This is a genomic window from Chrysiogenes arsenatis DSM 11915 (assembly GCF_000469585.1).
Classification (GTDB): Bacteria; Chrysiogenota; Chrysiogenetes; order Chrysiogenales; family Chrysiogenaceae; genus Chrysiogenes; species Chrysiogenes arsenatis.
In genome coordinates this window covers 29,827-53,705 of sequence record NZ_AWNK01000001.1, presented here as the reverse complement: position 1 = coordinate 53,705, position 23,879 = coordinate 29,827, and the positions used below count along the sequence as shown (strand labels likewise).

20 protein-coding genes are annotated in these 23,879 nt (G+C 51.3%); 4 read left to right on the top strand and 16 right to left on the bottom strand.

The window, feature by feature from the left end; genetic code table 11:
* Positions 1 to 17 precede the first annotated feature (17 nt).
* From purB to P304_RS0100230, 7 genes are all read right to left on the bottom strand, one after another.
* Positions 18 to 1,454 carry an adenylosuccinate lyase gene (gene purB / locus P304_RS0100260; protein WP_027388909.1) on the bottom strand — a complete coding sequence of 479 codons (1,437 nt, stop codon included), beginning with the start codon at positions 1,452 to 1,454 and terminating at the stop codon, positions 18 to 20.
* A 260-nt stretch (positions 1,455 to 1,714) separates the two neighbouring features.
* Positions 1,715 to 3,547 carry a UbiD family decarboxylase gene (locus P304_RS0100255; protein ID WP_027388908.1) on the bottom strand — a complete coding sequence of 611 codons (1,833 nt, stop codon included), beginning with the start codon at positions 3,545 to 3,547 and terminating at the stop codon, positions 1,715 to 1,717.
* 21 nt (positions 3,548 to 3,568) lie between these two features.
* Positions 3,569 to 4,849 (bottom strand): ATP-binding protein, encoded by a 1,281-nt coding sequence (locus tag P304_RS0100250; RefSeq protein WP_027388907.1) that lies wholly within the window; start codon positions 4,847 to 4,849, stop codon positions 3,569 to 3,571.
* Positions 4,850 to 5,128: 279 nt separating this feature from the next.
* A complete protein-coding gene (locus P304_RS0100245; protein WP_027388906.1) occupies positions 5,129 to 5,383 on the bottom strand; it encodes a hypothetical protein in 255 nt (84 codons plus the stop codon).
* An 81-nt stretch (positions 5,384 to 5,464) separates the two neighbouring features.
* The gene (locus P304_RS0100240) at positions 5,465 to 5,731 is read right to left on the bottom strand and encodes a hypothetical protein (RefSeq protein WP_027388905.1); all 267 of its coding nucleotides are present in this window, start codon (positions 5,729 to 5,731) and stop codon (positions 5,465 to 5,467) included.
* Between the two features lie 44 nt (positions 5,732 to 5,775).
* Positions 5,776 to 7,959 carry an adenosylcobalamin-dependent ribonucleoside-diphosphate reductase gene (locus tag P304_RS0100235; RefSeq protein ID WP_027388904.1) on the bottom strand — a complete coding sequence of 728 codons (2,184 nt, stop codon included), beginning with the start codon at positions 7,957 to 7,959 and terminating at the stop codon, positions 5,776 to 5,778.
* 232 nt (positions 7,960 to 8,191) lie between these two features.
* A complete protein-coding gene (locus P304_RS0100230; protein WP_027388903.1) occupies positions 8,192 to 9,199 on the bottom strand; it encodes a 4Fe-4S binding protein in 1,008 nt (335 codons plus the stop codon).
* Positions 9,200 to 9,501: 302 nt separating this feature from the next.
* Here P304_RS0100230 and P304_RS0100220 point away from each other — a divergent pair, with 302 nt between their 5' ends.
* From P304_RS0100220 to P304_RS0100200, 4 genes are all read left to right on the top strand, one after another.
* Complete coding sequence (locus P304_RS0100220; protein WP_027388902.1) at positions 9,502 to 10,449, top strand: phosphate/phosphite/phosphonate ABC transporter substrate-binding protein; 948 nt, start codon at positions 9,502 to 9,504, stop codon at positions 10,447 to 10,449.
* Complete coding sequence (locus tag P304_RS0100215; protein ID WP_027388901.1) at positions 10,446 to 12,047, top strand: sensor histidine kinase; 1,602 nt, start codon at positions 10,446 to 10,448, stop codon at positions 12,045 to 12,047. Before P304_RS0100220 ends, P304_RS0100215 begins: the two co-directional genes overlap by 4 nt.
* Positions 12,029 to 13,405, top strand: a complete 1,377-nt coding sequence (locus P304_RS0100210) for a sigma-54-dependent transcriptional regulator (RefSeq protein WP_034763434.1) — start codon at positions 12,029 to 12,031, stop codon at positions 13,403 to 13,405. The genes P304_RS0100215 and P304_RS0100210 overlap by 19 nt, the downstream gene beginning before the upstream one ends.
* A 375-nt stretch (positions 13,406 to 13,780) precedes the next feature.
* On the top strand, positions 13,781 to 15,241 hold the full coding sequence (locus P304_RS0100200; RefSeq protein ID WP_027388899.1) for a multiheme c-type cytochrome: 1,461 nt from the start codon (positions 13,781 to 13,783) through the stop codon (positions 15,239 to 15,241).
* A gap of 86 nt (positions 15,242 to 15,327) precedes the next feature.
* On the opposite strand, the gene P304_RS15750 is transcribed toward P304_RS0100200, so the two are convergent.
* The 9 genes from P304_RS15750 to P304_RS0100150 all read right to left on the bottom strand — a co-directional run bounded on the left by P304_RS15750 (position 15,328) and on the right by P304_RS0100150 (position 23,864).
* Complete coding sequence (locus P304_RS15750) at positions 15,328 to 16,635, bottom strand: sensor domain-containing diguanylate cyclase (protein ID WP_051321260.1); 1,308 nt, start codon at positions 16,633 to 16,635, stop codon at positions 15,328 to 15,330.
* 3 nt (positions 16,636 to 16,638) lie between these two features.
* Positions 16,639 to 17,160 carry a V4R domain-containing protein gene (locus tag P304_RS0100190; RefSeq protein ID WP_027388898.1) on the bottom strand — a complete coding sequence of 174 codons (522 nt, stop codon included), beginning with the start codon at positions 17,158 to 17,160 and terminating at the stop codon, positions 16,639 to 16,641.
* 85 nt (positions 17,161 to 17,245) lie between these two features.
* Entirely contained in the window at positions 17,246 to 17,692 is a 447-nt protein-coding gene (locus P304_RS13170; RefSeq protein WP_034763432.1) for a hydrogenase maturation protease, read from the bottom strand.
* Positions 17,693 to 17,695: 3 nt separating this feature from the next.
* Positions 17,696 to 19,123, bottom strand: coding sequence for a Ni/Fe hydrogenase subunit alpha (locus P304_RS0100180; protein WP_027388897.1), 1,428 nt, complete (start codon positions 19,121 to 19,123; stop codon positions 17,696 to 17,698).
* A 10-nt stretch (positions 19,124 to 19,133) separates the two neighbouring features.
* Complete coding sequence (locus P304_RS0100175) at positions 19,134 to 19,685, bottom strand: NADH-quinone oxidoreductase subunit B family protein (protein ID WP_027388896.1); 552 nt, start codon at positions 19,683 to 19,685, stop codon at positions 19,134 to 19,136.
* A 276-nt stretch (positions 19,686 to 19,961) separates the two neighbouring features.
* Entirely contained in the window at positions 19,962 to 20,681 is a 720-nt protein-coding gene (gene hoxU / locus P304_RS0100165) for a bidirectional hydrogenase complex protein HoxU (protein WP_027388894.1), read from the bottom strand.
* Positions 20,672 to 22,396 carry a NuoF family protein gene (locus tag P304_RS0100160; RefSeq protein ID WP_027388893.1) on the bottom strand — a complete coding sequence of 575 codons (1,725 nt, stop codon included), beginning with the start codon at positions 22,394 to 22,396 and terminating at the stop codon, positions 20,672 to 20,674. The genes hoxU and P304_RS0100160 overlap by 10 nt, the downstream gene beginning before the upstream one ends.
* Positions 22,393 to 22,923, bottom strand: coding sequence for a bidirectional hydrogenase complex protein HoxE (gene hoxE / locus P304_RS0100155; protein ID WP_027388892.1), 531 nt, complete (start codon positions 22,921 to 22,923; stop codon positions 22,393 to 22,395). Before hoxE ends, P304_RS0100160 begins: the two co-directional genes overlap by 4 nt.
* Before the next feature lie 275 nt (positions 22,924 to 23,198).
* The gene (locus tag P304_RS0100150) at positions 23,199 to 23,864 is read right to left on the bottom strand and encodes a hypothetical protein (RefSeq protein ID WP_027388891.1); all 666 of its coding nucleotides are present in this window, start codon (positions 23,862 to 23,864) and stop codon (positions 23,199 to 23,201) included.
* Positions 23,865 to 23,879: the final 15 nt, after the last annotated feature.

The following is a 23,879-nucleotide window of genomic DNA, read 5'->3' as shown; positions in this document are numbered from 1 at the left end:
TTGCTACTTGGGCGCAACTAGACCTTTAACTCTACCGCCACCCCAAGCTGATCTTTGTACCGCTCCAGAATGGGGACAATTTCATCCGCAACAAATTCTGCTGTCTGCTCTGGTGCGCGGCCAACATAGAGCGAAGGTTTGAGTGCTGCTTTTAGCTCTTCAAGGTTCAGGTCAAAATCAGGATCGGCTGCCAGACGCTCCAAAAGGTCGTTGTCGCCCCCTTCGTGCTTTACGTTATGCCCTGCCGCAATCGAATGTTGACGGATTTTTTCGTGCAACTCCTGACGGTCGCCCCCTTTTTTCACCGCGGCCATCATAATGTTTTCCGAAGCGATAAACGGCAGTTCGGCCATCAGGTGGCGCTCGATCATTTTGGGGTAGACCACCATGCCGCTGGTGACATTAATCAGGATATCCAGCGCACTGTCCATCGCCAGAAATGCTTCCGGCACGGCAAGGCGCTTGTTGGCCGAGTCGTCAAGCGTCCGCTCAAACCACTGTACCGATTGTGTTTGCAGGGGATTCATGACGTTACTGATGACAAAGCGCGACAGCGCGCAGACCCGTTCGCTGCGCATCGGATTACGCTTGTAGGCCATCGCCGAAGAGCCGATCTGGTGCTTCTCAAATGGCTCTTCTACCTCTTTGAGGTTCGCCAGCAGACGCAGATCGGTTGCCATCTTGTGGGCAGAGCTTGCCAGATTGGCGAGATCGCTCAGAATCATGGCATCTATTTTGCGAGTATAGGTTTGTCCCGTAATGGTCAGGTGACGCTCAAAGCCCATCTGTTTGGTGACAAAAGCGTCGAGCGCCTTGATTTTTTCGTGATCCCCCTCAAAAAGCTCCATAAATGAGGCCTGTGTGCCAGTCGTCCCCTTTACGCCACGGAATGGAATCGTGGTAATGCGATGTTCCAGTTCCGCAAAATCGAGCACAAAATCCTGCATCCACAGCGCCGCGCGTTTACCAACCGTTGTGAGCTGAGCCGGTTGAAAGTGCGTGTAGCCAAGTGTTGGTAAATCTTTATACTTCATGGCAAAGTCGGCCAGATTTTGCAGCAGATTGACCATTTTTTTACGCAGCAGTACCAGCGCTTCTTTCATCTGAATCAGGTCGGTGTTATCGCCCACGTACGCACTGGTAGCGCCGAGGTGGATGATCGGCATCGCTTCGGGAACAAGGTCACCAAAGGTGTGTACGTGCGCCATGACGTCATGACGCAGCTTTTTTTCGTACTCTGCGGCTTTGGTGTAGTCAATGTTGTTGATGTTGGCCTTCATGGCGTCAATCTGCGATTGCGTGATTGGCAAACCAAGTGCGCGCTCCCCTTCGGCCAGCGCTACCCAGAGTTTGCGCCAGGTGGAAAACTTAAAGTCGTTGCTGAAAATGTATGACATTTCCGGCGAAGCATAGCGTTGTGAAAATGGAGAAACGAACGTGTTGGACTGTGACATGGAAACCTCTATTGCGTTAATTTTTAGGGATCGGTATGCGTTTTTGCCTTGCTGGTAACTTGATGCGGCTAGAAGTCGTTGTAGTAACCACCGGTCATCTCGAACGGAGTGAGAGATCTAGATTTCTCGCTTCGCTCGAAATGACACATATTCGATGCTCACGAAAGTCAGATTTCTCCTCGCTGTGCTCGTCGAAATGACAAGAGTCAGTACATGGTTTTTGCTGGCCACTGGCGACATGGCTCTTCATTCAGAGTACTTCAACTGCCAACCAGCCGCAATGCCTTCATCTTCGCCTCTACTTTTTTCACCAAATCGGGGTCTTCTTCTAGCGGTGGTGCGTGGTGCGTTTTAATGCGCGCGTCAATGATAAGTGGTCCAGCGCAGCCCCAATGTTTGCCAGCGGTGGCGGCATCAACGCCGTCGATATCCCACGCAGGATCAGAACGGGTAAAGACCGCCCAGAGGAAGTTATCCAGCGAACGGGCGACAAAGCGGGCATCGTCGACCAGTACAATCAGCGGCACCTCTTGCCACTGCGCGGCGTTAAGCTCACGTGCCAGTTGGCGGAGCTGACGACGGCCACTGCGTTCATTTGTCCATGCTGGTCCTTGTACGGCGACGACTCCCGGCAAGCACAGATGCGGTTCGCTGAAGCCATCGGGGAGGGTAATTTCTGCGGGAACAGCGCGCGCCAAGGTGCGAACCGGCGCTCCGGCTGCGGCGATTACGACTTTAGAGCCTTTATTCAGGCCGCTCCCGCTGTAATCAAGGGTGTCAATCGTCGTACGGGTTTGGAAATGGAGGTCGCGCTTCCAGTCAACGCGGCACAGCATATGTTCCAGAAAGGCACCGATATCGTGGATATCTGGAACATGTTCGTCTTCACGGGCGGCAATCATCAGGTATTTGGCCAGCGACAGTTGCCCCTGGCCGAGAATGGCGTTGGCTTGAGTGAGAATCTCCTGCGGTTCGTGCAGCGGATTGTATGGGGTGTACCGCTCAGAGCCGACGGCAAGCAGCAGTGGATGCACGCCGGCCGCATCTACGGCATGCACGGCACATACGCCCGGAAGCACGGTGGGAATCAGCGCGCCGGTCAGTTCATGGATAAACGCACCGAATGACGTATCTTCTTGCGGTGGACGACCGACAGAGGTAAATGGCCAGATGGCATCGCGCCGATGGTAGACTTTTTCCACTTTCATCACCGGGAAATCGTGCACCAGACTGTAATATCCCAGATGGTCGCCAAACGGCCCTTCCGGTTTGACATCCTGCGGGTAAATCTTTCCGGTAATCACAAAGTCGGCTTCGGCTGGCATAATCAGCGACTCCGAAGCGCCCTTGACCATCTGAATGCGATGGCCGCCCAGCACTCCGGCAAACGCCAGTTCTGGCATCCCTTCGGGCAGTGGCATCACGGCGGCAATGCTCATGGATGGCGCTCCCCCAACAAACACGCTGACAGGTAACGCTTTCCCCCGCGCTGCGGCCTGCTGGTGGTGCACGCCAATGCCGCGGTGGATTTGATAGTGAATGCCGACCTCACGGTTGCGCTCATAGTCGTTGCCATCAAGCTGCACGCGGTACATGCCGAGATTCGACTTTTTCCAGCCGGGCGTGAGTGGACTTTCGGAATAGACTTGCGGCAACGTGACGAACGCACCGCCATCTTTTGGCCAAGAAACCAGCCGTGGTAGGTCGTGAATGTGGCATTGCCCGCCAAGGATTGGCCCGTTTTTGACGTTGCGCGGCAGCAGATGCGTCGCTGCCGGAAGCGTTCTGGCGTACGCCAACGGATTTTTCAGCCACGCCATGGGGTTCAGTTTCAAATCAACGAGCCGCTCGATTGAGGCTAAGGTATCGCGGAAAAGAAAGCGCGTGCGTGGCAGCGTACCAAACAGATTGCCCAGCATGGGGAACCGGCTCCCGGTGACTTTGGTAAAGAAAAGGGCTGGGCCACCAGCCGCGTAGACACGGCGTTGCATCATCCCCATTTCCAAATGCGGGTCAACTTCCACGTCGATGCGGCGCAGATGCCCGTGCCGCTCTAAATCAGCAACACAGTGCTGGAGATTACGATAGCCCATGCGTTTTCCTTTCACTGAAATTCATGTGACACCAGAAAGAAGAAAGTTCTCTATACTCACAAACTCAACTGTTTTATCTTCAATATGCCTAGTTTCGTTACGATCATAAGTCACAATCGTTCCTGACTCCAGCCCGAATTCGCACATAAAGTGGTGAAGCCCCTGCAGTTCTCGGCGCAACGTCGCCTCGTCATCGACGTGATACGCAACTTGATATAAGCTGCCATTGGCATAAAAGTCGCATTCCTTATTTTCCAGCAGATAGACATGCTGATATTCCTGCAGGGCAACATTCACGGCATTTTCCAGCATTGCCCCCAAGTTGCGCTCCGCCGAAACTCCAAGGTTTAAAAAACCATTGTCTGACAGGTAAACTTTACGTGCTGAGTTGATTTGTGCCGTGAGTTTGGTGTGATACCTTGGCACACGTTGCAGCAGGAAATTATCCTCAAGATGGTCGACATATTCTTTGATTGTCTTCGGATCCATCGAAAGCTTATTACCCAATGACGTGTAATTCAGCGTTGTCGCAGTATTTGAAACAATGTACGCAAAAAGATCGCGAAGAGCGCCCCCATGTTTAATGCTCAACCGCGGCACAATATCTTTGAAAATAATATCTTCCGCAATGTTTTTAATCAGTTCACGCTTGATTACCACTTCAGATGCGGTAAAAACAGAGTGATACCCGCCCCAGCGCAGATATTCATCTACAGCTCGCTTTATTGCTATTTTGTTTCTGACCTGTTCGAGTTTCGTGCGATGAGCGACTTGTTTCCACGTCAAATACTCGCGAAAGTTAAATGGCGATAAATACAGCTTCAAAACTCTCCCCGTCAATGCCGTGGCATAGCTTGATTGCAACAGTGACGAGTTTGATCCAGTAATGACGAACTTAATAAAAGAACTTTCATACCTGGACTTTACAAAAATTTCCCAGCCAGCAAACACCTGAATCTCGTCAAGAAAAACGTAAATGCGTTGGCTCAGGTCAGGTTCCGCTATCTTCAGGTAAGCTTCGTAGATCGTATCGAGATAGGCGGGATTTGTCTTGTGCGGTATGAAGAGCGGTTTTTCCAGATTGATGAAAAAAATATTACGTGGCGGAACCGCTGGCAACAACTCACGGATCAGCAGGCGTGCCAATGAGCTTTTGCCGACACGACGCGCCCCGAGGATAGCAAGCACTTCCCGTGGCTCTAGGCATTGCAGAGCTAAATCGAGCTTTTCGCGACGAATATAGCGGTCGTACGCAGCGCTGTTTTCCCAATGTGGATTATCTTCAAGGAGTACAGATTCCATATTTTCACCAATAATCAGGAGTGTATTCCTGATTATGCTCCATATTTCCGGAATAGCAACCACTATTTATCAAAAATCTATTGTGACCCTTCCGTGTTTTCGCCCGTCATGTATCCATAAAAACTCTCCCCCCGATCGGAGTAACTTCTCGCAATCAGGGGGAAAAAGGGTTCATCAGGCTTAAGAGTAACATTGACAAAAAAGCGGGCATGATGCTTTTCTTTGGGATTGTCACCAAACAACACACCCAGTCGGAGGTGATGCTCGGCTCTGAATCGCTTAGTCGGTCGATCCATCGCCGACATACTTCCCGTTTGGGGCAAGAATCGGTTTCCCTCCAACATAGGTGCCATCAGGAGCAAGGTGTGGCTTGCCCCCAACATAGGTTCCATCGGGAGCGAGTCGGGGATTTCCTCCGACGAACTGCCCATTAGGTGCAAGCTGGGGCTTGCCGCCAACGAACTTCCCGTTAGGCGCAAGGTGCGGTTCGCCTCCGACATATGTGCCATCTGGTGCTAGCTGTGCTCTTCCCATATAGTTCTCCTTTCTGCTGTTGAACGTCCAAGCTAAGCGAGCTGCGCGTTAGCGCAGTCCGATTGAGTGCTTTGTTATGCACTACTCAGCCAGCATCTCATCCCACCTATGTTGGCAATAAGAACATTCACCGTTAAAAATAGCTGATTGCATATCTTCATAGTTGATTTCTTCTCCACAAACTGGGCATTCCTTCATAATAAAATCTGATATACCTTGCTCGAGAGCATATTTTTGTGGAGCTGTTAAGTTTTTAAAGCCAATATCAATAGCTTTTTTTGCGATACCTTTAGTTTTTTGGTCATCAATATCGTCAACTATCTGCTTTACATAATCTTCAAAGTTCACAGTTAATATCCTTTTTTAATTTTAGCTTGCCTATTTTCACCATACTACGAACATTTACTGTAGCCGCAACTGCGGCAGGTTTCGCATCCTTCTTCGTACACCAGCTGGCCATTACAGTCGGGGCAAGTGCCGGAAAATCCGTTCTGCGTCCCTGCCATAAACGATTTCAGCAGTTTCCCCATCTGCGAGGGCAAATCAAGCATGTGCCCAGCCGAGCGATCAAGTTGTTTGATGATCTCTTCCATCGGGATATCATAGCGCAACGCCAGCGATACCAAACGGCAGAGCGTCGTCCACATGGTGGATTTGTCTTTCAGGTCGATACGGTTGTCGTACGGGAACTTGGCAAAGACTTCCATCGGCTTTTCGTTATCATCAAAGCAGACGATGATGTAGATGTTGTTCTGGTCTTTATCCTTCAAACGGTACCGTTTGGCGCTCATGACGTCGGGGAGGTTTTGTTTGACGACTTGCCCGCTGACACCAACGGTCGCCGTCTGTGCGCCGCTCTGGGCATCGGAAGCTGATTTCGTGTTCAACACCTGCCCATCGCGCGAGCCATCACGGTAGACGGTAAGCCCTTTGCAGCCAAGCTTATATCCCATAAGGTACGACAGGCGCACTTCATCTTTCGTAGCGGAATTCGGCAGGTTGATGGTTTTACTGATAGAGCTGTCAACCCCATTATTTTGCAGGATCGCCTGCATTTGGATATGGTCGGCAGGGGTGATGTCCTGCGCTGTTTTGAACACTTCCTGCCACTGAGCGGGGATTTCTGGCAATCCGACTACGGTTCCCTTATCGGCCACCCGCGCCATCAGGTCGTCGGAGTAAAAGTTTTCTTCACGGGCGACTTTTTCGAACCACCGGTTCACCATTAAAAGACGGTCGCCGTCCATGACGTGTTTTACCATTACAACAGAGAAATACGGCTCACACCCACTGGCGCAATCGGCAATCATCGAAACGGTTCCGGTCGGCTGAATGGACGTCAGTGCAGCGTTGCGACGTGCCGGATAGTGATTGTGCTCGGGATTGTACGCGGGGAATGCTCCTTTGGTAACGGCCAGCTCGATCGACTTTTCTTCCGCGATTTTGCGGATGAACGCCATCACTTCGGCAGCGCACATCCGGCCTGCTTCTGACCCATAGGGAATGCCGAGTTGAATCAACATGTCGTGCATCCCCATAATCCCAAGGCCGATTTTGCGGGTCTGCATTGTCATCGCTTCAATTTCAGGAATTGGGTAGCGGTTGCAGTCGATCACGTTATCGAGGAAACGCACTGCAATGCGGGTGATCGCTTCAATCCGGCTATAGTCAATCTGGCCGTTTTTCACGAAACGCGCCAAATTAATGGAGCCAAGGTTGCAGCTCTCAAAGGGAAGTAACCATTGTTCGCCGCAGGGGTTGGTCGCTTCAAATTCGCCAAGCTGTGGCGTAGGGTTCGCTTTATTGGCAGCGTCTATGAAGAGTACGCCAGGTTCGCCATTGTGCCATGCCAGATCGACGATGGTGTCGAAAACGTAACGGGCGTTCATAGAACCAACCGCTTTTTTATTCGAGGGGTCAATCAGTTCGTAATCTTTTTCTGCCTGCAAGGCTTCCATAAAGGCATCGGTGATCGCGACGGAGAAGTTGAAATTATTGAATTTCGTTTGATCTTGCTTGGCGGTGATGAAATCCATGATATCTGGATGGTCGACTCGCAATACGCCCATGTTGGCGCCGCGTCGCTTGCCACCTTGTTTAATGGTTTCGGTGGCGGCATCAAACACCGCGGCAAAGCTCAGTGGGCCGCTGGCGACCCCTTGAGTCGAGCGTACCGACGCATTTCTGGCGCGTAAGCGGGAAAATGAATATCCAGTCCCGCCACCGGTTTTATGTACCAGCGCACCGTTGCGGATGGCGGCAAAAATCCCTTCCATTGTATCCTCGATTGGCAATACAAAACACGCGGAGAGTTGGCCGATGTCGGTTCCTGCGTTCATAAGACATGGAGAGTTCGGGAGGAAATCGAGATGGTAGATCATCTGGAAAAACTCATCCTTGAGCGTCTCAAAATCCGGAAGTTCACGATCTGGTTCCGCGATCGCATTGGCGACGCGGCGGGCGAGTTTTTCCCAGTTTTCTACCAGTTCGCCATTCGCATCTTTGATATAGTACCGACGTTTGAGTACCGTCTCAGCCGTTTCTGTGAGTACGACTTTTTGAGTTTTTACCGTCATTTTTCTGTGTCCTCCCAAATCAAATTCCCGTAGTGGGGACTGCGGAAGGTAACACTTTTCGGACGGGGTGACAAGCCAGCCAGAGAGTGATTAAATACCGTGCAAAGCCTGTATTGATAGGGATTGGGAAAACTGATGCAAGCTATGAAGGCTGGTAATTCAACGAGTTAGAAAAGCGAAAATTTTTGAAATTTTTTTCGTGCTCTGCGCGCCTTCTGGGTTCGTTTGGGTTTTACTCCTCTTCGCGTTTCAAGATTGATATTTCAAAAACAGTGGCAGGGGCGTCACCCGCGAGATGACTGCACACGCCAATCGCTTTCTTGGGGCAGAATTCGGCGCACAGTCCACAGCCGGTGCAGAGCGAGCGGTCAAATTTCAGCACCTTCCCTTCTTCCTGAGTATCATGCAGCACCAGCGCACCTGTCGGACAAATAGCACTGCACGCTGGGCAAAGAACACAGGTATTGCTGACGGCAACGAAGGGATAGCCAAACCGTGTAAGCTCTGGGACAGGGAAATCGCGTGTTACATGGTTGAGTAACTGACGACGACTTGGCAATGCCTTCACTCCGTACGAAGTGGACTTTGACTCTTCGGCTGAGACAAGATGAAACACTCGTGCTGCTTCTTCGGTCGCCTTTTCACGGAGAAACCCAAACATAGCGCGACGCCCCATCATTTTTGGTGCAAATTGCAAAGCATGCGTCTCGGTTACGAGCACTACTTTTTTAGCCACTGGCGGATAGATGTGGATCGCTTCGGCGAACCGTTGTTGAAGAGCCGATACCATCGAACCGTTACGACAATTGTGGCAGCGAGTGAGGTTGATCTGAATGACACCGCGTACCAACACACTAAAGGCAATAAAGTGTTCCGCCGAAAAAATTCCAAGGCATGGCACATCGGCATGCCACCGCTTTTCATCGGCAATTGCCGAACACCCCAATACTGGCGTAGGAACATCGTTGAGTTTTTTTACCAGCAGATGGAATGGCGCAAATTTTGATTCAATCGCTCCATTAGGACACGCGCCAACACAGAGCATGCACTGCGTGCAGCGGTCGTAATCAATCGATACTGAGGATTGCAGTGTAACCGCATCTACCGGACAAACATCTTTACAAAGTTGACAGTTATTTTTGAAAAAACGCGAGCGCAAGCACCGAGACGTGTGGCAGCGCAATGTTTCACTTATCCGCGCCACCGTCTGTACAATAACCATTTCTTTAGGGTTAAACACAGGAAAAAGGCTCCTTTATCCAAATGTGCCAGAACGGAGTATCCGGCAGGCACCACGCGAAGCGTTATAAAATGCCAAGAAATTTTCCTAATAAAGCAGGAACGGAAAGGATAATCGCCAGCACCGCTAATGCTCCGACAAGTATACTTTTACGCATAATGCACCTCCCGATACAATTTTTTGTATGATAGCGAAAGTGTTGAGTATTATCAACTGCAGAGAATTCTCGACAACTCTCTAGGATAACGATTATAACGCATGCACGTTCATTAACGCATCGCGCTCAAGCAATGGAAGTGACCATGTCTTTGAAAAAAAGCTTACTGGTACTATTCGCAGTATTCCTTCTCGCAGGCTGCGAACAACAGCCTGCGCTGCCAGAACCACCACCAATTCAGACGCTTTATGCTGGGAAGCCATTCACAATCGGTATTCTGCCAGAACAAAACGTTTTCGAGCAGCGCAAGCGTTATCATCAGCTTGGCGAATACCTGACACAAGCTTTGCGCCGACCGGTAAAAATAAAACTTCTCGACAGTTACAGTCACGTCGGGATTGCCAAAGAGTTGGAAGAAGACATTATTGACGCGGCATTTTTCGGCAGCTACATCTATGCGCTGACCTATCAGCAAGGGCTTATAGAGCCAATAGCGCGCCCAGTAGATACCGAATATGGCGCAGAATACCGTGGTGTGATCTTTACGCGCCCTGAAACAGGTGTGACGAGCGATGTCACCACGTGGGTTGGAAAGCGTATTGCGTTAGTGCATCATGCGAACACTGCTGGCTATCTCTTTCCGCGTTGGTACCTGCATCAGAGCTATAGTGGCGATTACCACGCCTATTTTGAACGGATTCTTTTCCTTGGCAGCCATGACGCGACGGTGCTAGCCGTCCATTCCAAACATGCTGATATCGGTGCCGCCAAAGAGTCAATTGTCAATCGCATGATGCAGCAGAATGCCGATATTGCCGCTTCTCTTACGATCATAGCCTCTGGGGAAATATCGGTGCCAACCAACACCCTCGCCGTTCGCAACGATCTTGACACCGCACTGAAGCAACAAATCGAGACGGCACTTTTGGACATGCACCTCTCAGATGCTGGACAACAAGCCTTAAAAGCACTTGGAGCAGAGCGCTTTATCCGCACCGAAGATCACGAATATGACGCTCTGCGCTATATTATGCGCGAGATGGAACTTTTTAATGAACCGCTCACACGCATTGATTCCATAGCGAAACCATGAGAAAAAAACTTTTTACTGCGCTTGGCATAACCATGATGCTCTTTTTATTTGCTGCATTTATCGTGCTTCGCAGTCTTGATACCCTGTTTGTCAATCAGCAGATTACCAATGAGCAGAACGCTATCATTAGCCGATATACGGAGATGCTGTATCTTCTGCGTAGTGCCCAGGCAGAAATGTACCGCCATCAGGCCGGGTATTCGCACAGTATCAATGATCTTGTGGCCTACGTCGAAGCATTCGAAAAACATCACGAATTTATCGAGAAGCAATACAAAAGCCATTCAGGCGACATTACCTGCATGCAATGTCATGCTGAAGTCAACCAGCGGATCGTCTCCGTGGAGGGGATTTTAGGCGACATGGTACGCACGATTGAGCTGTACAAACAGGATATCAGCACGATCATAACTGCCATTGACGAAGAGCAACGACACCTCCACGAACAGCTTGCCAGCGAACGCTCGCAAACCCTCATAGAGCACTTGCAGACCGCTCATCATGCCGCTGACGCCATGCGCGTGGAGATAAACCGTACCAGCCGCAGCGAAGTAACCCGTTCGCGCATCACGATCTGGAGTGTTGTTGTGGTGACATTTTTCCTTTCTGTTGCCATATTTGTCCTCGTCATTCGCAGCATCAGTCGCCCAATAGAAGCATTCACCCGTGCCACGCAAACTATAAGCCGTGGCGACTTTACCCAGCGGGTTCACGTACAAGCCAGTGATGAAATAGCATTCTTGGCCGAATCGTTTAATCTTATGGCGTCGCGTCTGGAAACCATTCATGCTGAAAAAGATCAACTGCTTGGTTCGTTGCAAGAGCTGAACGAGAGCCTTGAACGACGGATTGAAGACGCCACACGCGCCCTGAAAGAAGCGCAAACGCTTATGGTACGCGCAGAAACACTGGCCGCCGTTGGCACTCTCGCCGCGGGGGTTTCCCATGAAATCAGCACCCCGCTCAACACTATTGGCGGATTTTGTCGCGTTATACTTGATGAAATGACGCCCGATCATCCATTCTATAATGATATGGCTATTATTGAGCAAGAATCCCAGCGATGTCGTCGCATCGTGCAAGGCCTTTTGCAATTTTCACGCACGCCGTCGAATGCGGTTGCTGTTGTGAGCGTCAACGCCCTGCTGCAGGAAACACTGGTGTTGGTAGGGTATCAGACGGCAACGAAACACATTCGCATCCAGACAGAGTATGCAACAGACGTGCCAGAGGTATCGGCCGATGCGATGCAAATCAAACAAGTGTTGCTCAATATCATCTTGAACGCGATTGACGCCATTCATGGCCAAGGCGAATTGGCATTATCAACCAGATGCGAAGATGATACCGTTGTCATTTGTATTGCCGATAATGGGTTGGGCATTGCGCCAGAAGTCCTAGAAAAAGTTTTTCAACCATTTTTTACCACGAAAAAAGAGGGAACTGGATTAGGGCTAGCGATCTCGTACGGTATCATTCGTGAACATGGTGGCGATATTCAGATAGAGAGCGAACATGGCAAAGGCACCACGGTGTGTATCACCCTTCCGTGTTACCCCTCTTGCAGAAAGGAATCAGAATGGCACGTATTTTCGTAATTGATGATGATGCCGCAATGTGCCGTTTGTTGGAGCGGTTACTTGTGCGAGAAAACCATGATGTGCGCACCTGTAGTCGATCGATAGAGGCGTTGGCGATTTTAGAAACCGATATATTTGATGTCGTGCTGTCTGATTTTTACATGCCCGAAGCGACGGGCAGCGATATCTTACAGCAGGTTCGTAGCGTACAACCGCAAGCGGACGTGATTATCATGACGGCATTTGCCACCATTGAACACGCGGTAGATGCTATGCGCAACGGCGCGTACGACTATATTGTTAAGCCATTTGAAAACGATACCGTTATCCATGCCATCCGCCGCGTTATCGAAAAACGGGTATTACGTGCCGAGAATCAGCAACTGCGGCAGGAGTTGATCCGTCGCTATTCCTTTCAAAGCATTGTTGGGCAATCACCGGCCATGCAAGGGCTTTTTGGGCTTATTGAAAAAATCGCCGATAGTCACGCTACTGTTTCTATCCAAGGGGAAAGCGGCACGGGGAAAGAGCTGGTGGCGCGAGCGATCCATTATAGCAGCCATCGGGCGCGGAAGAATTTTGTGGCCGTTAATTGTAGTGCACTCCCTGATACACTGCTGGAAAGCGAACTTTTTGGACATGCCAAAGGTTCATTTACTGGCGCCACTGAGTCGCGCCAAGGGCTCATTCAACATGCGGAAGGGGGAACGCTTTTTCTGGATGAAATTGCCGATACTTCGGCTGCCGTGCAGGCGAAGCTTCTCCGTGTGTTGCAGGAGAAAAAAATCCGCCGCCTTGGAGATACAGCGGAAATAGAGGTCAATGTCCGCGTTATTACCGCTACCAGTAGAGTTCTTTCAACGCTGGTACAGGACAACCTCTTTCGCGAAGATCTTTTCTACCGTATTAATGTTTTCCCCCTCTCAATCCCGCCATTGCGCGAACGTCGTGATGACATTCCGCTGCTTTTGGAGCACTTTCTGCGAGGACGGAAAACCATCGAAAGTCCAGCGTTGGATGCACTGATGGGCTATGACTGGCCGGGCAATATTCGTGAATTAGAAAATCTGGTTGAGCGTCTTTGTGTCTTTGTTGGGTCTCCTCTCATCACCTACGAAACACTGCCGCAAGAGATTACTTGTCGTCCAGCCTCATCATCGTCCAATCATGATTGTGGCGCTTTTCAGGCCACCTCGACCTATCAGGAAGCGAAAGAGTATGCGCTCAACTCGTTCCACTCTCACTACCTCAATGCTCTTTTTCGCGACTCGGGCGGGAATGTCACGCGCGCTGCAGTGCGCGCGGGGCTTGACCGTGCGAATCTGCAACGCCTTGTGCGGCGCTACGATTTCGACACAGCGCGTTTTCGCGAATAGCTGCTTACGGCATGCGTCATCATTGACACATGCCGTAATTTCCTTTGCCATAACAAGATAGTCGTTTGTGCTGTTCAGTGTGGTAGTCGCTCTCTGCGTCATGAATGACGCACATTCTCGTCAGCGATTCGCATAAGTAGTTGTCCCACAAACCATTATAGTGAAAAAAGCTGTTGGCATCCTCCTTGCTCTTCTGGTTCGCTAGGAAGGAGGTAGTATCGGCATGCTGCAGCAAAAAAAGGCTACTGTTCGGGGTCAGTTAATATTTGGCATCACCACTGGAGTCATTATTTGGTATGCACTTGCCATGGGAATTATGGCCTGCTTTCTATCCCCGTCTTGACGGTTTTCAAGAAAAGATTTTTGGAGGAAAAGATGAAAAAAGGATTACTGAGCATTGTACTCGCCTTGTTCTGGCTCACGTCAGTCTCAATGGCAAAAGATTTTATGACGCATCCTACTGAAGGGTTCGTTGGCCCAGACACCTGTAAATTGTGCCACACGGATATTCACAAGCAGTGGTCATCAAGCTGGCACACCAAGAAAACTGAGTGGGGTCCGGCGTACCCTGAGCAGTACCTCAAAGGGCGCGACTACCCATGGGGAAGTGAAAAAATCTATCCGTGGGTGAAACGCGATTGGGATACGTTGGACACGTACATGATTCTTGATCGCAAAGATGCCACCACAAATTATGTTGCTATCGATAAAATTAAGTTTGAAGAAGTAGAATTGGTTGTCGGTTCACAGCGTAAGCAGCGTTACGCGGTTTACTATGATGGCAGCCCGCGCAAAGCGTGGTTAGCAACCACTGAAACTGGTGGTATAAGCTGGAAACTTGACAAGTCAACTGTTGTTGACTATCCCGGCAATAAAGAGCGGGCTGGGTACAAGTTCCTCTTTATTGAAGTGAACCCGACCGATGGGAAGATGAACAAGAATAATTACGGTGAATTCTACTCTTGGCAGGAACGTTGTATTGCCTGCCACAGCACAGGATTTGATGCCGACGCGTGGTACAAAGCAAAAGATGAGTTTGTTGCTGGAAAACGTGACCACTTACGCGATACTTTCGTGTCTTCTATCGAAGTTTCGTGTGAAGCATGTCACGGTGGTGGAGCCGCTCATGCCAAAATGCCTTCCAAGACCAATATTATTAACCCTGCGAAGCTGACCGACCCAACTGAGCGTCAAGTTGTCTGCTCGCGTTGTCACACCCGTACTGCTATGAACACTAAATACGGCAAAGGGTCAAACGACAACCGCGGCTTTATCGTTGGGCAAAGCAAGTATGAAGATGTGATGCAGTACACCCGTCCAAACTGGGGCAAAGGGAACCGTCAGGTTTCTATCGATGGCAAAGGGCGTCGTGACCACCAGCAGGATATGGACATTAAACTTGGCTACACCATCAAAGGAGAAAACAGCGTTCATGCCAAAATGGCCTGCTTCGACTGTCACACCTCACACAATGTTGGTAATAATCCGAAAAGCCCATGGCTCTTTGACAAAACTGCAGTTGAAACTTGCGCCAAGTGCCACGGTGATAAAGCCGAGTCATTGGTAAAAGTTTTAAGTGGTGCTGATGGCTGGCCGAAATATGGCTATGGTAACTGGAATAACGAGGGTGGACGCAGCAAGAATAAGCAGCACATCTTCAATGTGGACAGTGAAGGCCGTTCGTTCGGTCTGACTCCTGAGCAGTACCATTGGGCGCTGAAAAAAGATGGCGATGCGAAGAAAGCGGAAGATTGGCAGTCAATCTGGCCGTGGGAAAAAGAGCAGATGGAAAAAGCTGGACGGAAAGTATTCGTCGGCGCTGATCCACTCAAATAAGACCCTCAGTCCTCCTTGCCTCCGTTCGATACGAATACCTCTCTACTTTTCGTTTGTGCGGGTCGCTTTACGCGACCCGCATTTTTTTATGCGCGCTGTTGGCGTCGTGACAGTTTATCGGCGTACATGAGCGTATCCGCTTCTTTCAATGCGGTAGCAACTTCTTCTGCATTCTGTGCGGTAGCGCATCCAAGTGACATGCTCACAGGGATACGATTTTGCTCTTCACGATTATATTCGACAATTTCCTGTTGTATTCTTTGTAGCGAACGACGTGCCGCGTTCAAATCACTGTGTGGCAGCAGTACAGCAAACTCATCGCCACCCATCCGCGCAACGATATCGTTACCGCGAAATGTCCTGCGAAGTACCTCGGCGGCTCCGCGAATAAGCTGATCGCCCGCATCGTGACCGTAAGTATCATTGACGCGTTTGAGTCCATCAAGATCAGCAGCAATGATTCCCAATGGAAACTCGCCGTCCGTGGTGAATTTCTCTAACGACAGATCAAAATAGGCGCGGTTGTAGAGTCCCGTAAGGGCGTCGTGTGAGCTTTGGTAACGTAATACCTCCTCCGCTTTTTTCCGCTCGGAGATATCCCGTGAAATCCCAACAAATTCTTTGAGAACACCGCCGCTATCGATAATGGCGGAAAGAACCACTTCAACATGGATGATGATGCCGCTCTGGCACCGTTGCTCAATTTCAACGGCATTGGAAATTAACCCTGCGCCAGCAGGATTGTGCAGGCAGCGTTCGGTCATCGCGCTCAACGTTGTGCGCAGTTGCCGAGCCGACTCCTCTGTCATCAGTTCGTCCATTGGCTTATGGAGCGCGTCGTCGGCTTTGACACCGAGCAAATGCGCGATAGATGGGCTGATATACGTAAAAAATGTCATTGATGGGTCAAGTGTCCAGATAACGTCATTGACATTTTCCGCAATCAGACGAAAGCGTTCTTCGCTTTCGCGCAGTGCTTCTGTCAAGGCATGCAGTTTCATGTTTTCTTCTTGTAGCAGACGGTTCATCGCTTCCATCGCGGTACGTGAAAGCGCTAAGCGGTCAACCATGGCATTGAACGCCACAGAAAACTCGCCCATAAAATCAACACGCTGCGTAAAGTCACCCGCGGCAATTTGTTGCGCTTGCCACGTCAAATGGCGCAAACCGGCATGAAGAGCTTTCATACTGCCCGCTACTGACCCTTTGACGCCGCTCAGCGATGCCGAAAGATCACCATTCGCCAAAGCAATAGAAAACTGCTGCAACTGCTCCAGATAGCCAATTAGGGCGCGTAATTCTTCTGCACAAGGTGCAGTCTCAGAGAGAGGCTGACGCGGGATCTTGCCCGAAGCAAGCTCCCGCAGTAACGAGGCAATGTAGTGTTCATCCATGTGTTACGACACTACCTGTGCCGAAAAACGGCAGGTTCTGTCCCCCGTACACCAACAATCAACTTCTTTGACACTGAATTTCTTCCCCGTAAAGCTTTCGAGCAGCGCGGCAATAAACCCTTCATCATATGTGCAGAGTTCGTCGCCGCTTTCTGGAAGTCCGGAGCAATCGAGATCCTCCGAAACCGTCAACGTCAACTTTCCCTGCTCGAGATCGGCTTCTTCGACCCGTAAAATGCCGATACCTAATTCTTTCAGGAGCGACTGCAGCGTTTTGACAAACTCGTTCAAGTCTTCTTGGTACCCTATCAGATTCGTGTAGAACGCTTTGCCAGCTGTGTACCCAGCGTCATAAAAAATTTTGTCTGTTTCATCGGCACCATACCGTTTTTCCAGAACATCACGGAAGCAAAACTGCATCAACCGATACACTTCTAAACGGGTGGAATTGCCTAAATTCGGGCGCCCTTGCTCAATGTCACCCAATAATTCCCACGAAAACTCATACTTCAGATCCGTTGCCATAGAATCACCTCCTCAGAGTATGAAGAGCAGTATAGTGGAATTTTATGCGAAACGTAACCGACATTTTTAATGACAATTATCGTTACTATGGAACGTTTGCAAATTCCAAATATTCTGTCACATTCTGCACTACAGTTGACATTTCCAGCTCGCACGGTGCGCTGAGTCCTTCGCCACAATCAAGGTCGAATGCTGGAATCTCTATAAGCCAAGCGGGCACCGCAACCTGATACAGCACATATGACAAATCAAGTAATAATGATGGCGTCAAGTGATGTCCGGTGCTTGGTGGCAAGGATGCTCGTTCTATCGTGCGGATTCTCCCCTGCATAGTCGCGACCGAAGCATCAACAAAGTAGACTGCTGTGATATCAGGCGATGCAATGTCCAGCGCAAGCTCCGGCATCAACTGGTGACATTCCAGCACGCGCACCATATTTTGCGGGAAGCGTGCCGCAATGCGGCTTACAAACTCCCGCCCGGCACCATCGTCGCGCCGCAACGTATTTCCGTAGCCAATAAATAAAATCACGACTTAGCGCTCGCACCGATCGAGTAACACACCATCTGGACTATACAGCTCGACCAACAGCGGCATTTGACCCGCCGCGTGAGTCGAGCACGACAAGCATGGATCGTAAATGCGGATGCCATGTTCGATGCGGTTCAAAAGCCCTTCCGTGATCGTCGTTCCGTTAAGATAGGCACTGGCAATCTGCTTTACCGTCCGGTTCATTGCCAGATTATTCTGCCCCGTTGCAATAACAAGGTTTACCTTGGTCAAAATGCCGTCATCGGTGACTTCGTAGTGGTGAAACAGTGTGCCGCGCGGTGCTTCGGTGACGCCCACCCCGGTGAGCTGATTGACCCGCGCGCGGCTGCGCACATGGGTATCGCAAATATGTGGGCTGGCCAGCGCCTGTTCGATAGACTCTAGGGCGTGTAAAATTTCGATTAAACGTGCCTGATGATACAGGAACCCCGCCACAACGGGCTGCCCCCATTCGCCCCACTGCCGGAAGCGGCGCAACTCGCGGTCGGCAAGTGGCGTAGACGAGAAATCGGCAATGTTCAGACGCGCGAGCGGCCCCACGCGGTACATCCCCTTCTCCTGAAAGCCCCCTTCACGGTAGAAAGGAAATTTGAGATAGGTCCATTCCGCTTCCCCTTCGCTGATGATATCGCCAAAGCGGGCAGGGTCAATTTTTTCAAGCTGCCGCCCTTGCGCGTCAATCAGGCGCAAATCGCCATCATAATGTTCCAGTGCATTCTCTTTTCCGACAAGGCCAAGGAAAAGGCTGGGGAAATTTCCGTACACGTGTTGCTCTTTCGCATGACGCTCCAGCGCCTCTTCACCGAGGTTGAGTGCTTGGCGGGCAATGGTGAAGGCTTCGGGAAGCATCTGTGCGATCTGCTCGCGCCCCGCAGCACTGAGCGGTTCACGCACACCACCCGGTACCGACCATGTCGGGTGGACACTCCGTTCGCCGAGAATGCGGATCACCTCTTGCCCAAACTTTCGCAGCGTAATGCCATTACGGGCAATCTCTGGATGCGATTGCATCAAACCAAAGATGTTGCGCTTCGCGGGGTCGCTTTCCATACCCAAAATCAAATCGGGACCACTGAGATGAAAGAAGCTCAGGGCATGACTTTGCACTATCTGTGCCCAATTCATCACACGGCGTAGCAGTGCCGCGGCTGGTGGAATCTGGACGCCAAAGATAGCATCGCCCGCTTTTGACGAAGCCAGCGCGTGACTGACCGGACAAATTCCGCAAATGCGGGCGGTTATTCCTGGCATTTCGCGGAAACTGCGCCCAATACAAAATTTTTCAAAGCCGCGAAATTCGGTAACGTGGAAGCGAGCGTCGCTTACTGTACCGGCATCATCCAGCAAAATAGTTATTTTGGCATGACCTTCAATGCGAGTTACTGGCTCAATCGTAATTTTCTGACTCATACCGCCCCCCTTACCCGAATGTCCGTTGTGATGGTGTGAGCTCGACGGGATTCCCCTGAAGAAGCGCACTGACAGCACTCCATATCCGTTCGGGATCAGGCGGACAGCCGGGCAAAAAAACATCGACATCGGTAATATGATGAATCGGCAGCACCTTAGGCAGCAGTGCCGGAAGCTCTTTGACCGCTTCGGCGCCATGGGGCGCTTTGCCGGGGCCGGCGTGATAGACGGCGTTGAGCAGTTCCGTGACAGGGAAAAAATTCCGCAGGCTTGTGACGTTGCCTGTAATCGCACAGTCGCCGAAGCTCACCAACGTTTTTGTCCGTTCGCGCACTTGCTTGAGTAATTCCAGATTTTCAACATTGGTAATCGCCCCTTCCGCCAGCGTAATATCGACATCGTGCGGGAACTCCTTGGTATCCGCGAGTGGGCTGTAGACGACATCAACCTGCTCGGCAAGGTCTATCAGTTTTTCATGGATATCGAGAAAACTCATGTGGCAGCCGGAACATCCGCCAAACCAAATGGTTGCCAGTCGGAGTTTTGGTGAATTGGTACTCATCGCATCACCCGCGCGACGCGATAGTTCGCATTAAGAAAAATACGTTTTATTCTTCTTTCTTTTGACACCAAAAGAAAGAAGCAAAGTAAAGTGCCCTCGCGCTTTTGCTCTCCCTTTGGCTTACTCGCCTGCCTCGGAGATCCGGCATAATGCCCATCCATGGACATACTGCCGGACTTTGGCACCTCCTGTGGCCGCCCCGTGCGGGGTCTTGCCGAGCAGGCTTCGCGCCAATGGGGCAAAAGCTTACCGAGGGAAAAACATAGAAAAGTATTCTTATTCATCTCGTCCTCCACTATGAGCACGATTCGCCAGAATCCGCTTCAGAAACGATTTTTCTTTGACCATTTCCGCCACCGTCGCTCCACGTCGGAAAAGCGCCCCCGTTGGGCAAAGCTGGACACACTTGCCGCAATCGGTACACGAGGTACTTTTGCCCCACGGACGATCAAGATCGGCAATCAGGCGGCTAGTAAAGCCACGTCCGCCGATATCCCACGTGCAGGCTCCTTCTACCGAGCGGCAGACGCGCACACAACGGGTGCAGAGGATGCAGCGGTTTTGATCCAGACCATAGCGGTCGTGCGTGGTATCCATCGCGAGTTTCGGGAAAAGATAATCAAAGCGGACGTGATCAATCCCCAATTGCGCCGCCACACTCTGGAGTTCGCAGTTGCCACTCGAAACACATACGGCACAGGTGTGATTGCGCTCTGCCAAGAGCAGTTCGACGATCATGCGCCGATAGGTATGCAACTTCTCGCTGTCCGTCGTCACCACCATTCCCTCCTGCACATACGTGGTGCAGGCCGGTTGCGGGCGAGGATTCGTGCTGAGTTCGATAACGCACAGGCGACATCCGCCCCACGCCTCGATCCCATCCAGTTGACACAAGGTCGGCAATACAATGGCATGCTCGCGGATCACCGCCAGCAGGGTTTGTCCAGCACGGGCGCTACAGAGTTCGCCGTTGATGGTCAGCGTAATTACGGACATGAGAGCGCCTCCCCATCGAGTCTGCCAGCCGCGATACGGCGCAGTAATTCATCTGCCATATCCAGACGCGGCACTTCGCTGATGCGACAAACGCCCGCCAGACAATGACGATCACGGATATGTGCCAGGTATTCATCTCGGAAGTAATGGAGTGTACTTAACACCGGATTGGGCGCGCTCATTCCCAGACCGCAGAGCGAGGTATCGCGCACCATGACGCACAGCTCTTCGAGCTGAAGCAGCTCTTTTTCGGTGGCGCTGCCATTCGAAATCAAATTCAGCAGACGGTAGAGTTGTGCCGTTCCGGCTCGGCATGGGGTGCATTTGCCGCAACTTTCATCAAGGCAAAACTCCATAAAGAATTTTGCCACATCGACCATGCACGTTTTATCGCCCATGACAATGAGGCCGCCGGAACCCATAATCGAACCAAGTGCTTGGAGACTTTCATAATCCACTGGTGTATCAAGATGCTCTTGCGGGATGCAGCCACCGCTGGGGCCGCCGGTTTGTGCGGCCTTGAACTGCTGATTATTGGACACACCGCCGCCGATATCGTACACGATTTCGCGGAGCGAAATTCCCATTGGCACTTCGATAAGGCCATTGTTTTCGACTTCGCCGCACAGGGCAAAAATCTTGGTGCCGCGCGACTTCGGTGTACCAATGGCCGCGTAGGCCTCAGCACCATCGCGAATAATCGGGGCGATATTGCCAAAGGTTTCGACGTTATTCAGGAGCGTTGGCAAGCCCCACAATCCTTTTTGCGCCGGATACGGTGGGCGTGGCATAGGTTGGCCACGTAATCCCATGATCGATGCCATGAGCGCCGTTTCTTCGCCGCACACAAAGGCGCCGGCGCCGATACGGACATCGACACGAAAGCTAAAACTTCCGTCCAGTACGCGGCCACCAAGCAGACCGGCACGTTCGGCATCCTTGATAGCTTTTTGCAGCCGCTTGGCGGCAATCGGATATTCGCCGCGCACGTAGACATAGCCCTGTTCGGCACCAACGGCATATCCGGCCAGCGCCATCCCTTCCAGGATACGATGCGGGTCAGATTCCATCAGCGTGCGATCCATGTAGGCGCCGGGGTCGCCCTCGTCACCATTCGCAACGATAAACTTTTTATTGCCCGGAGCTTTGCGGACGAGTTGCCATTTGAGGCCGGTCGAATAGCCTCCGCCACCACGCCCGCGCAGGCCGCTTTTCACAATTTCTTCACACACTTCGTCTGGCGTCATTTCGGCAATCGCTTTGGCAAGTGCGCTATAAGCACCGGCAGCGATAGCTTGTTCGATATTTTCTGGATCAATCTTGCCGCTATTTTCGAGCACAATCCGTTTCTGTTTTTGAAAAAAGGGGAGATCGGCGGGGACTTGCTGTGCTGTTGGTAGCTGAGTCTGACTGAGTGCATCGACAATCTGGGTCACAAATTCTGGCGTTACTTTTTCGTACAGCACATCGGCACGCCCACGCTGTTTCACCGTCACGAGCGGCCCACGGCTGCACGGGCCGACACATCCCGTGGCGGTTACGGCGACGGTTGCGGGAAGTCCCGCTGTTTGCAAGGCGGCGTCCAGCGCCTCTTTGATGGCAGCGGCACCAGAAGCTAAACACGGGGTGCTAAAACAGACGAGAATATGCCAGTCAAGCGCGGCCAGTTGTTCCTGAACCGTTTCGGCGAGTTGCTGTAAGTCGGCGCGATTCATGTGTGCACCTCGTTTACCGCTGATGAGTTCGCTTCACTGAGCCGTGCGTCTATCCGCTCCAGTACATGCGCGGCGCTTTCGCGGCCAATGACGGCATCGTCAAGCGTAAGCATCGGTGCCATACTGCAATTGCCCAGACAGCGCGCTGTACCGAGGCTCAGCTTGCCATCCGCCGACGTTTGCCCCGGCGCGACCTGGTACTGCTCCTCAATGGCGCTCACGATTTCACCCGCCCCTTTGACGTAACACGCCGTGCCCGTACAAACGATGCAACTGCGCTCCCCTTTGGGTTTGAGAGAAAAAAAATGGTAAAACGTTGCCACGCCAAGGACGTGGCTTTCGGGGAGCTTGAGCTGCTCGGCAACGTACGCCAGCAACGCTTCAGACAGGAATCCGTACGCCTCCTGCGCGGTATGGAGTACTTCGATCAGAGCATCAGGCTGGTGAGAGAATTTTTTGATAGTGCGCTCGACGATTTTCAGGCGCGGATCATCCGAAGCTAAAGCCGATGGTTCAGGAGTCGCCATAAGACACCTCGTGACGCAAATACATCATGGTTCGCTGGTTGATAAGATGAGAAAGAAATCACGAGAATGTTTACTGATTTTTTGCAGGACGGGCAAGGGAAATCGGGAACCCTACAAAGAATTGACAATTACGGAGAGTGAGCGATTTCTTCGAAGAACCCCCTGAGTCTTGATGTGCCCCTCTGGGTTTATCTCTCATCCATACTTCCTGAAAATATTCTGTGGCGAGCGCAGACCCGCTCTGCTTACAGCCCGCCACAGAGGATGAGAGTAGTTTAGATGACGCGTTTAATTGTTTCGTATTCTCCACGTGTTTTCAACGTGATGGTTACGACACCTTGCGACCGATTACGCCAAAACCATCCATGGGTACCGTCAAAAGCCGCGTGCAGTTCGCCTGACTGGCGGACTTCGTTTCGCCCTTTGCCATAGCCATGATAGAAATCTTTCGCGGCGCCAAAAGGTTCCCCGTGAGCATCGTAGTTTACGGGATTGCCGTCGGTGAACCACTCATACGCCACCTTCACATCTTTGCGGATGGTGAGCTTAATCTCAGCGCCTTGACCGGGTTTCAGTGTAATGGTCTTCACGTGCTCTTGTTGAACAGGTGTGGTTTCTACGGCGACTGATACGTGCTCTGCAGGTGTGGGCGGTTCCGCTTCTCCTAATTGCACTTGAACTTGAATTGGCTGTTCATTGGAGATTGCGACCGGTGCGACAATCAACTCTTGTGCCGCTTCTTCGGCGAGAGACGTCTTGATTTCGCCCATTTGGACGAGGCCAAGTGTGTGGCCAATCCCTGTTGGGTCAATACCATACTCTGCCGGCAGTACAGCGGTAATGAGGATGATTCCGGCAATCAAAGCGGCAACCGCTGTAGATGTCAATAGCTTTCCAGTGGAGGGAAGCTCTGCTTTTGTGGGAACTTTCGCGTTATACATATTCAATACTCCATA

Bases quoted from the DNA above. Each gene is read 5' to 3' on its own strand.
- P304_RS0100190 (WP_027388898.1), bottom strand. From the start codon at position 17,160: ATGGCAACGGATCTGAAGTATGAGTTTTCGTGGGAATTATTGGGTGAC.
- P304_RS0100215 (WP_027388901.1), top strand. From the start codon at position 10,446: ATGAGAAAAAAACTTTTTACTGCGCTTGGCATAACCATGATGCTCTTT.
- hoxE (WP_027388892.1), bottom strand. From the start codon at position 22,923: ATGGCGACTCCTGAACCATCGGCTTTAGCTTCGGATGATCCGCGCCTG.
- P304_RS0100160 (WP_027388893.1), bottom strand. From the start codon at position 22,396: ATGAATCGCGCCGACTTACAGCAACTCGCCGAAACGGTTCAGGAACAA.
- P304_RS0100210 (WP_034763434.1), top strand. From the start codon at position 12,029: ATGGCACGTATTTTCGTAATTGATGATGATGCCGCAATGTGCCGTTTG.
- P304_RS0100150 (WP_027388891.1), bottom strand. From the start codon at position 23,864: ATGTATAACGCGAAAGTTCCCACAAAAGCAGAGCTTCCCTCCACTGGA.
- P304_RS0100180 (WP_027388897.1), bottom strand. From the start codon at position 19,123: ATGAGTCAGAAAATTACGATTGAGCCAGTAACTCGCATTGAAGGTCAT.
- purB (WP_027388909.1), bottom strand. From the start codon at position 1,454: ATGTCACAGTCCAACACGTTCGTTTCTCCATTTTCACAACGCTATGCT.
- hoxU (WP_027388894.1), bottom strand. From the start codon at position 20,681: ATGTCCGTAATTACGCTGACCATCAACGGCGAACTCTGTAGCGCCCGT.
- P304_RS15750 (WP_051321260.1), bottom strand. From the start codon at position 16,635: ATGGATGAACACTACATTGCCTCGTTACTGCGGGAGCTTGCTTCGGGC.
- P304_RS0100175 (WP_027388896.1), bottom strand. From the start codon at position 19,685: ATGAGTACCAATTCACCAAAACTCCGACTGGCAACCATTTGGTTTGGC.
- P304_RS0100245 (WP_027388906.1), bottom strand. From the start codon at position 5,383: ATGGGAAGAGCACAGCTAGCACCAGATGGCACATATGTCGGAGGCGAA.
- P304_RS0100220 (WP_027388902.1), top strand. From the start codon at position 9,502: ATGTCTTTGAAAAAAAGCTTACTGGTACTATTCGCAGTATTCCTTCTC.
- P304_RS0100250 (WP_027388907.1), bottom strand. From the start codon at position 4,849: ATGGAATCTGTACTCCTTGAAGATAATCCACATTGGGAAAACAGCGCT.
- P304_RS0100255 (WP_027388908.1), bottom strand. From the start codon at position 3,547: ATGGGCTATCGTAATCTCCAGCACTGTGTTGCTGATTTAGAGCGGCAC.
- P304_RS0100200 (WP_027388899.1), top strand. From the start codon at position 13,781: ATGAAAAAAGGATTACTGAGCATTGTACTCGCCTTGTTCTGGCTCACG.
- P304_RS0100235 (WP_027388904.1), bottom strand. From the start codon at position 7,959: ATGACGGTAAAAACTCAAAAAGTCGTACTCACAGAAACGGCTGAGACG.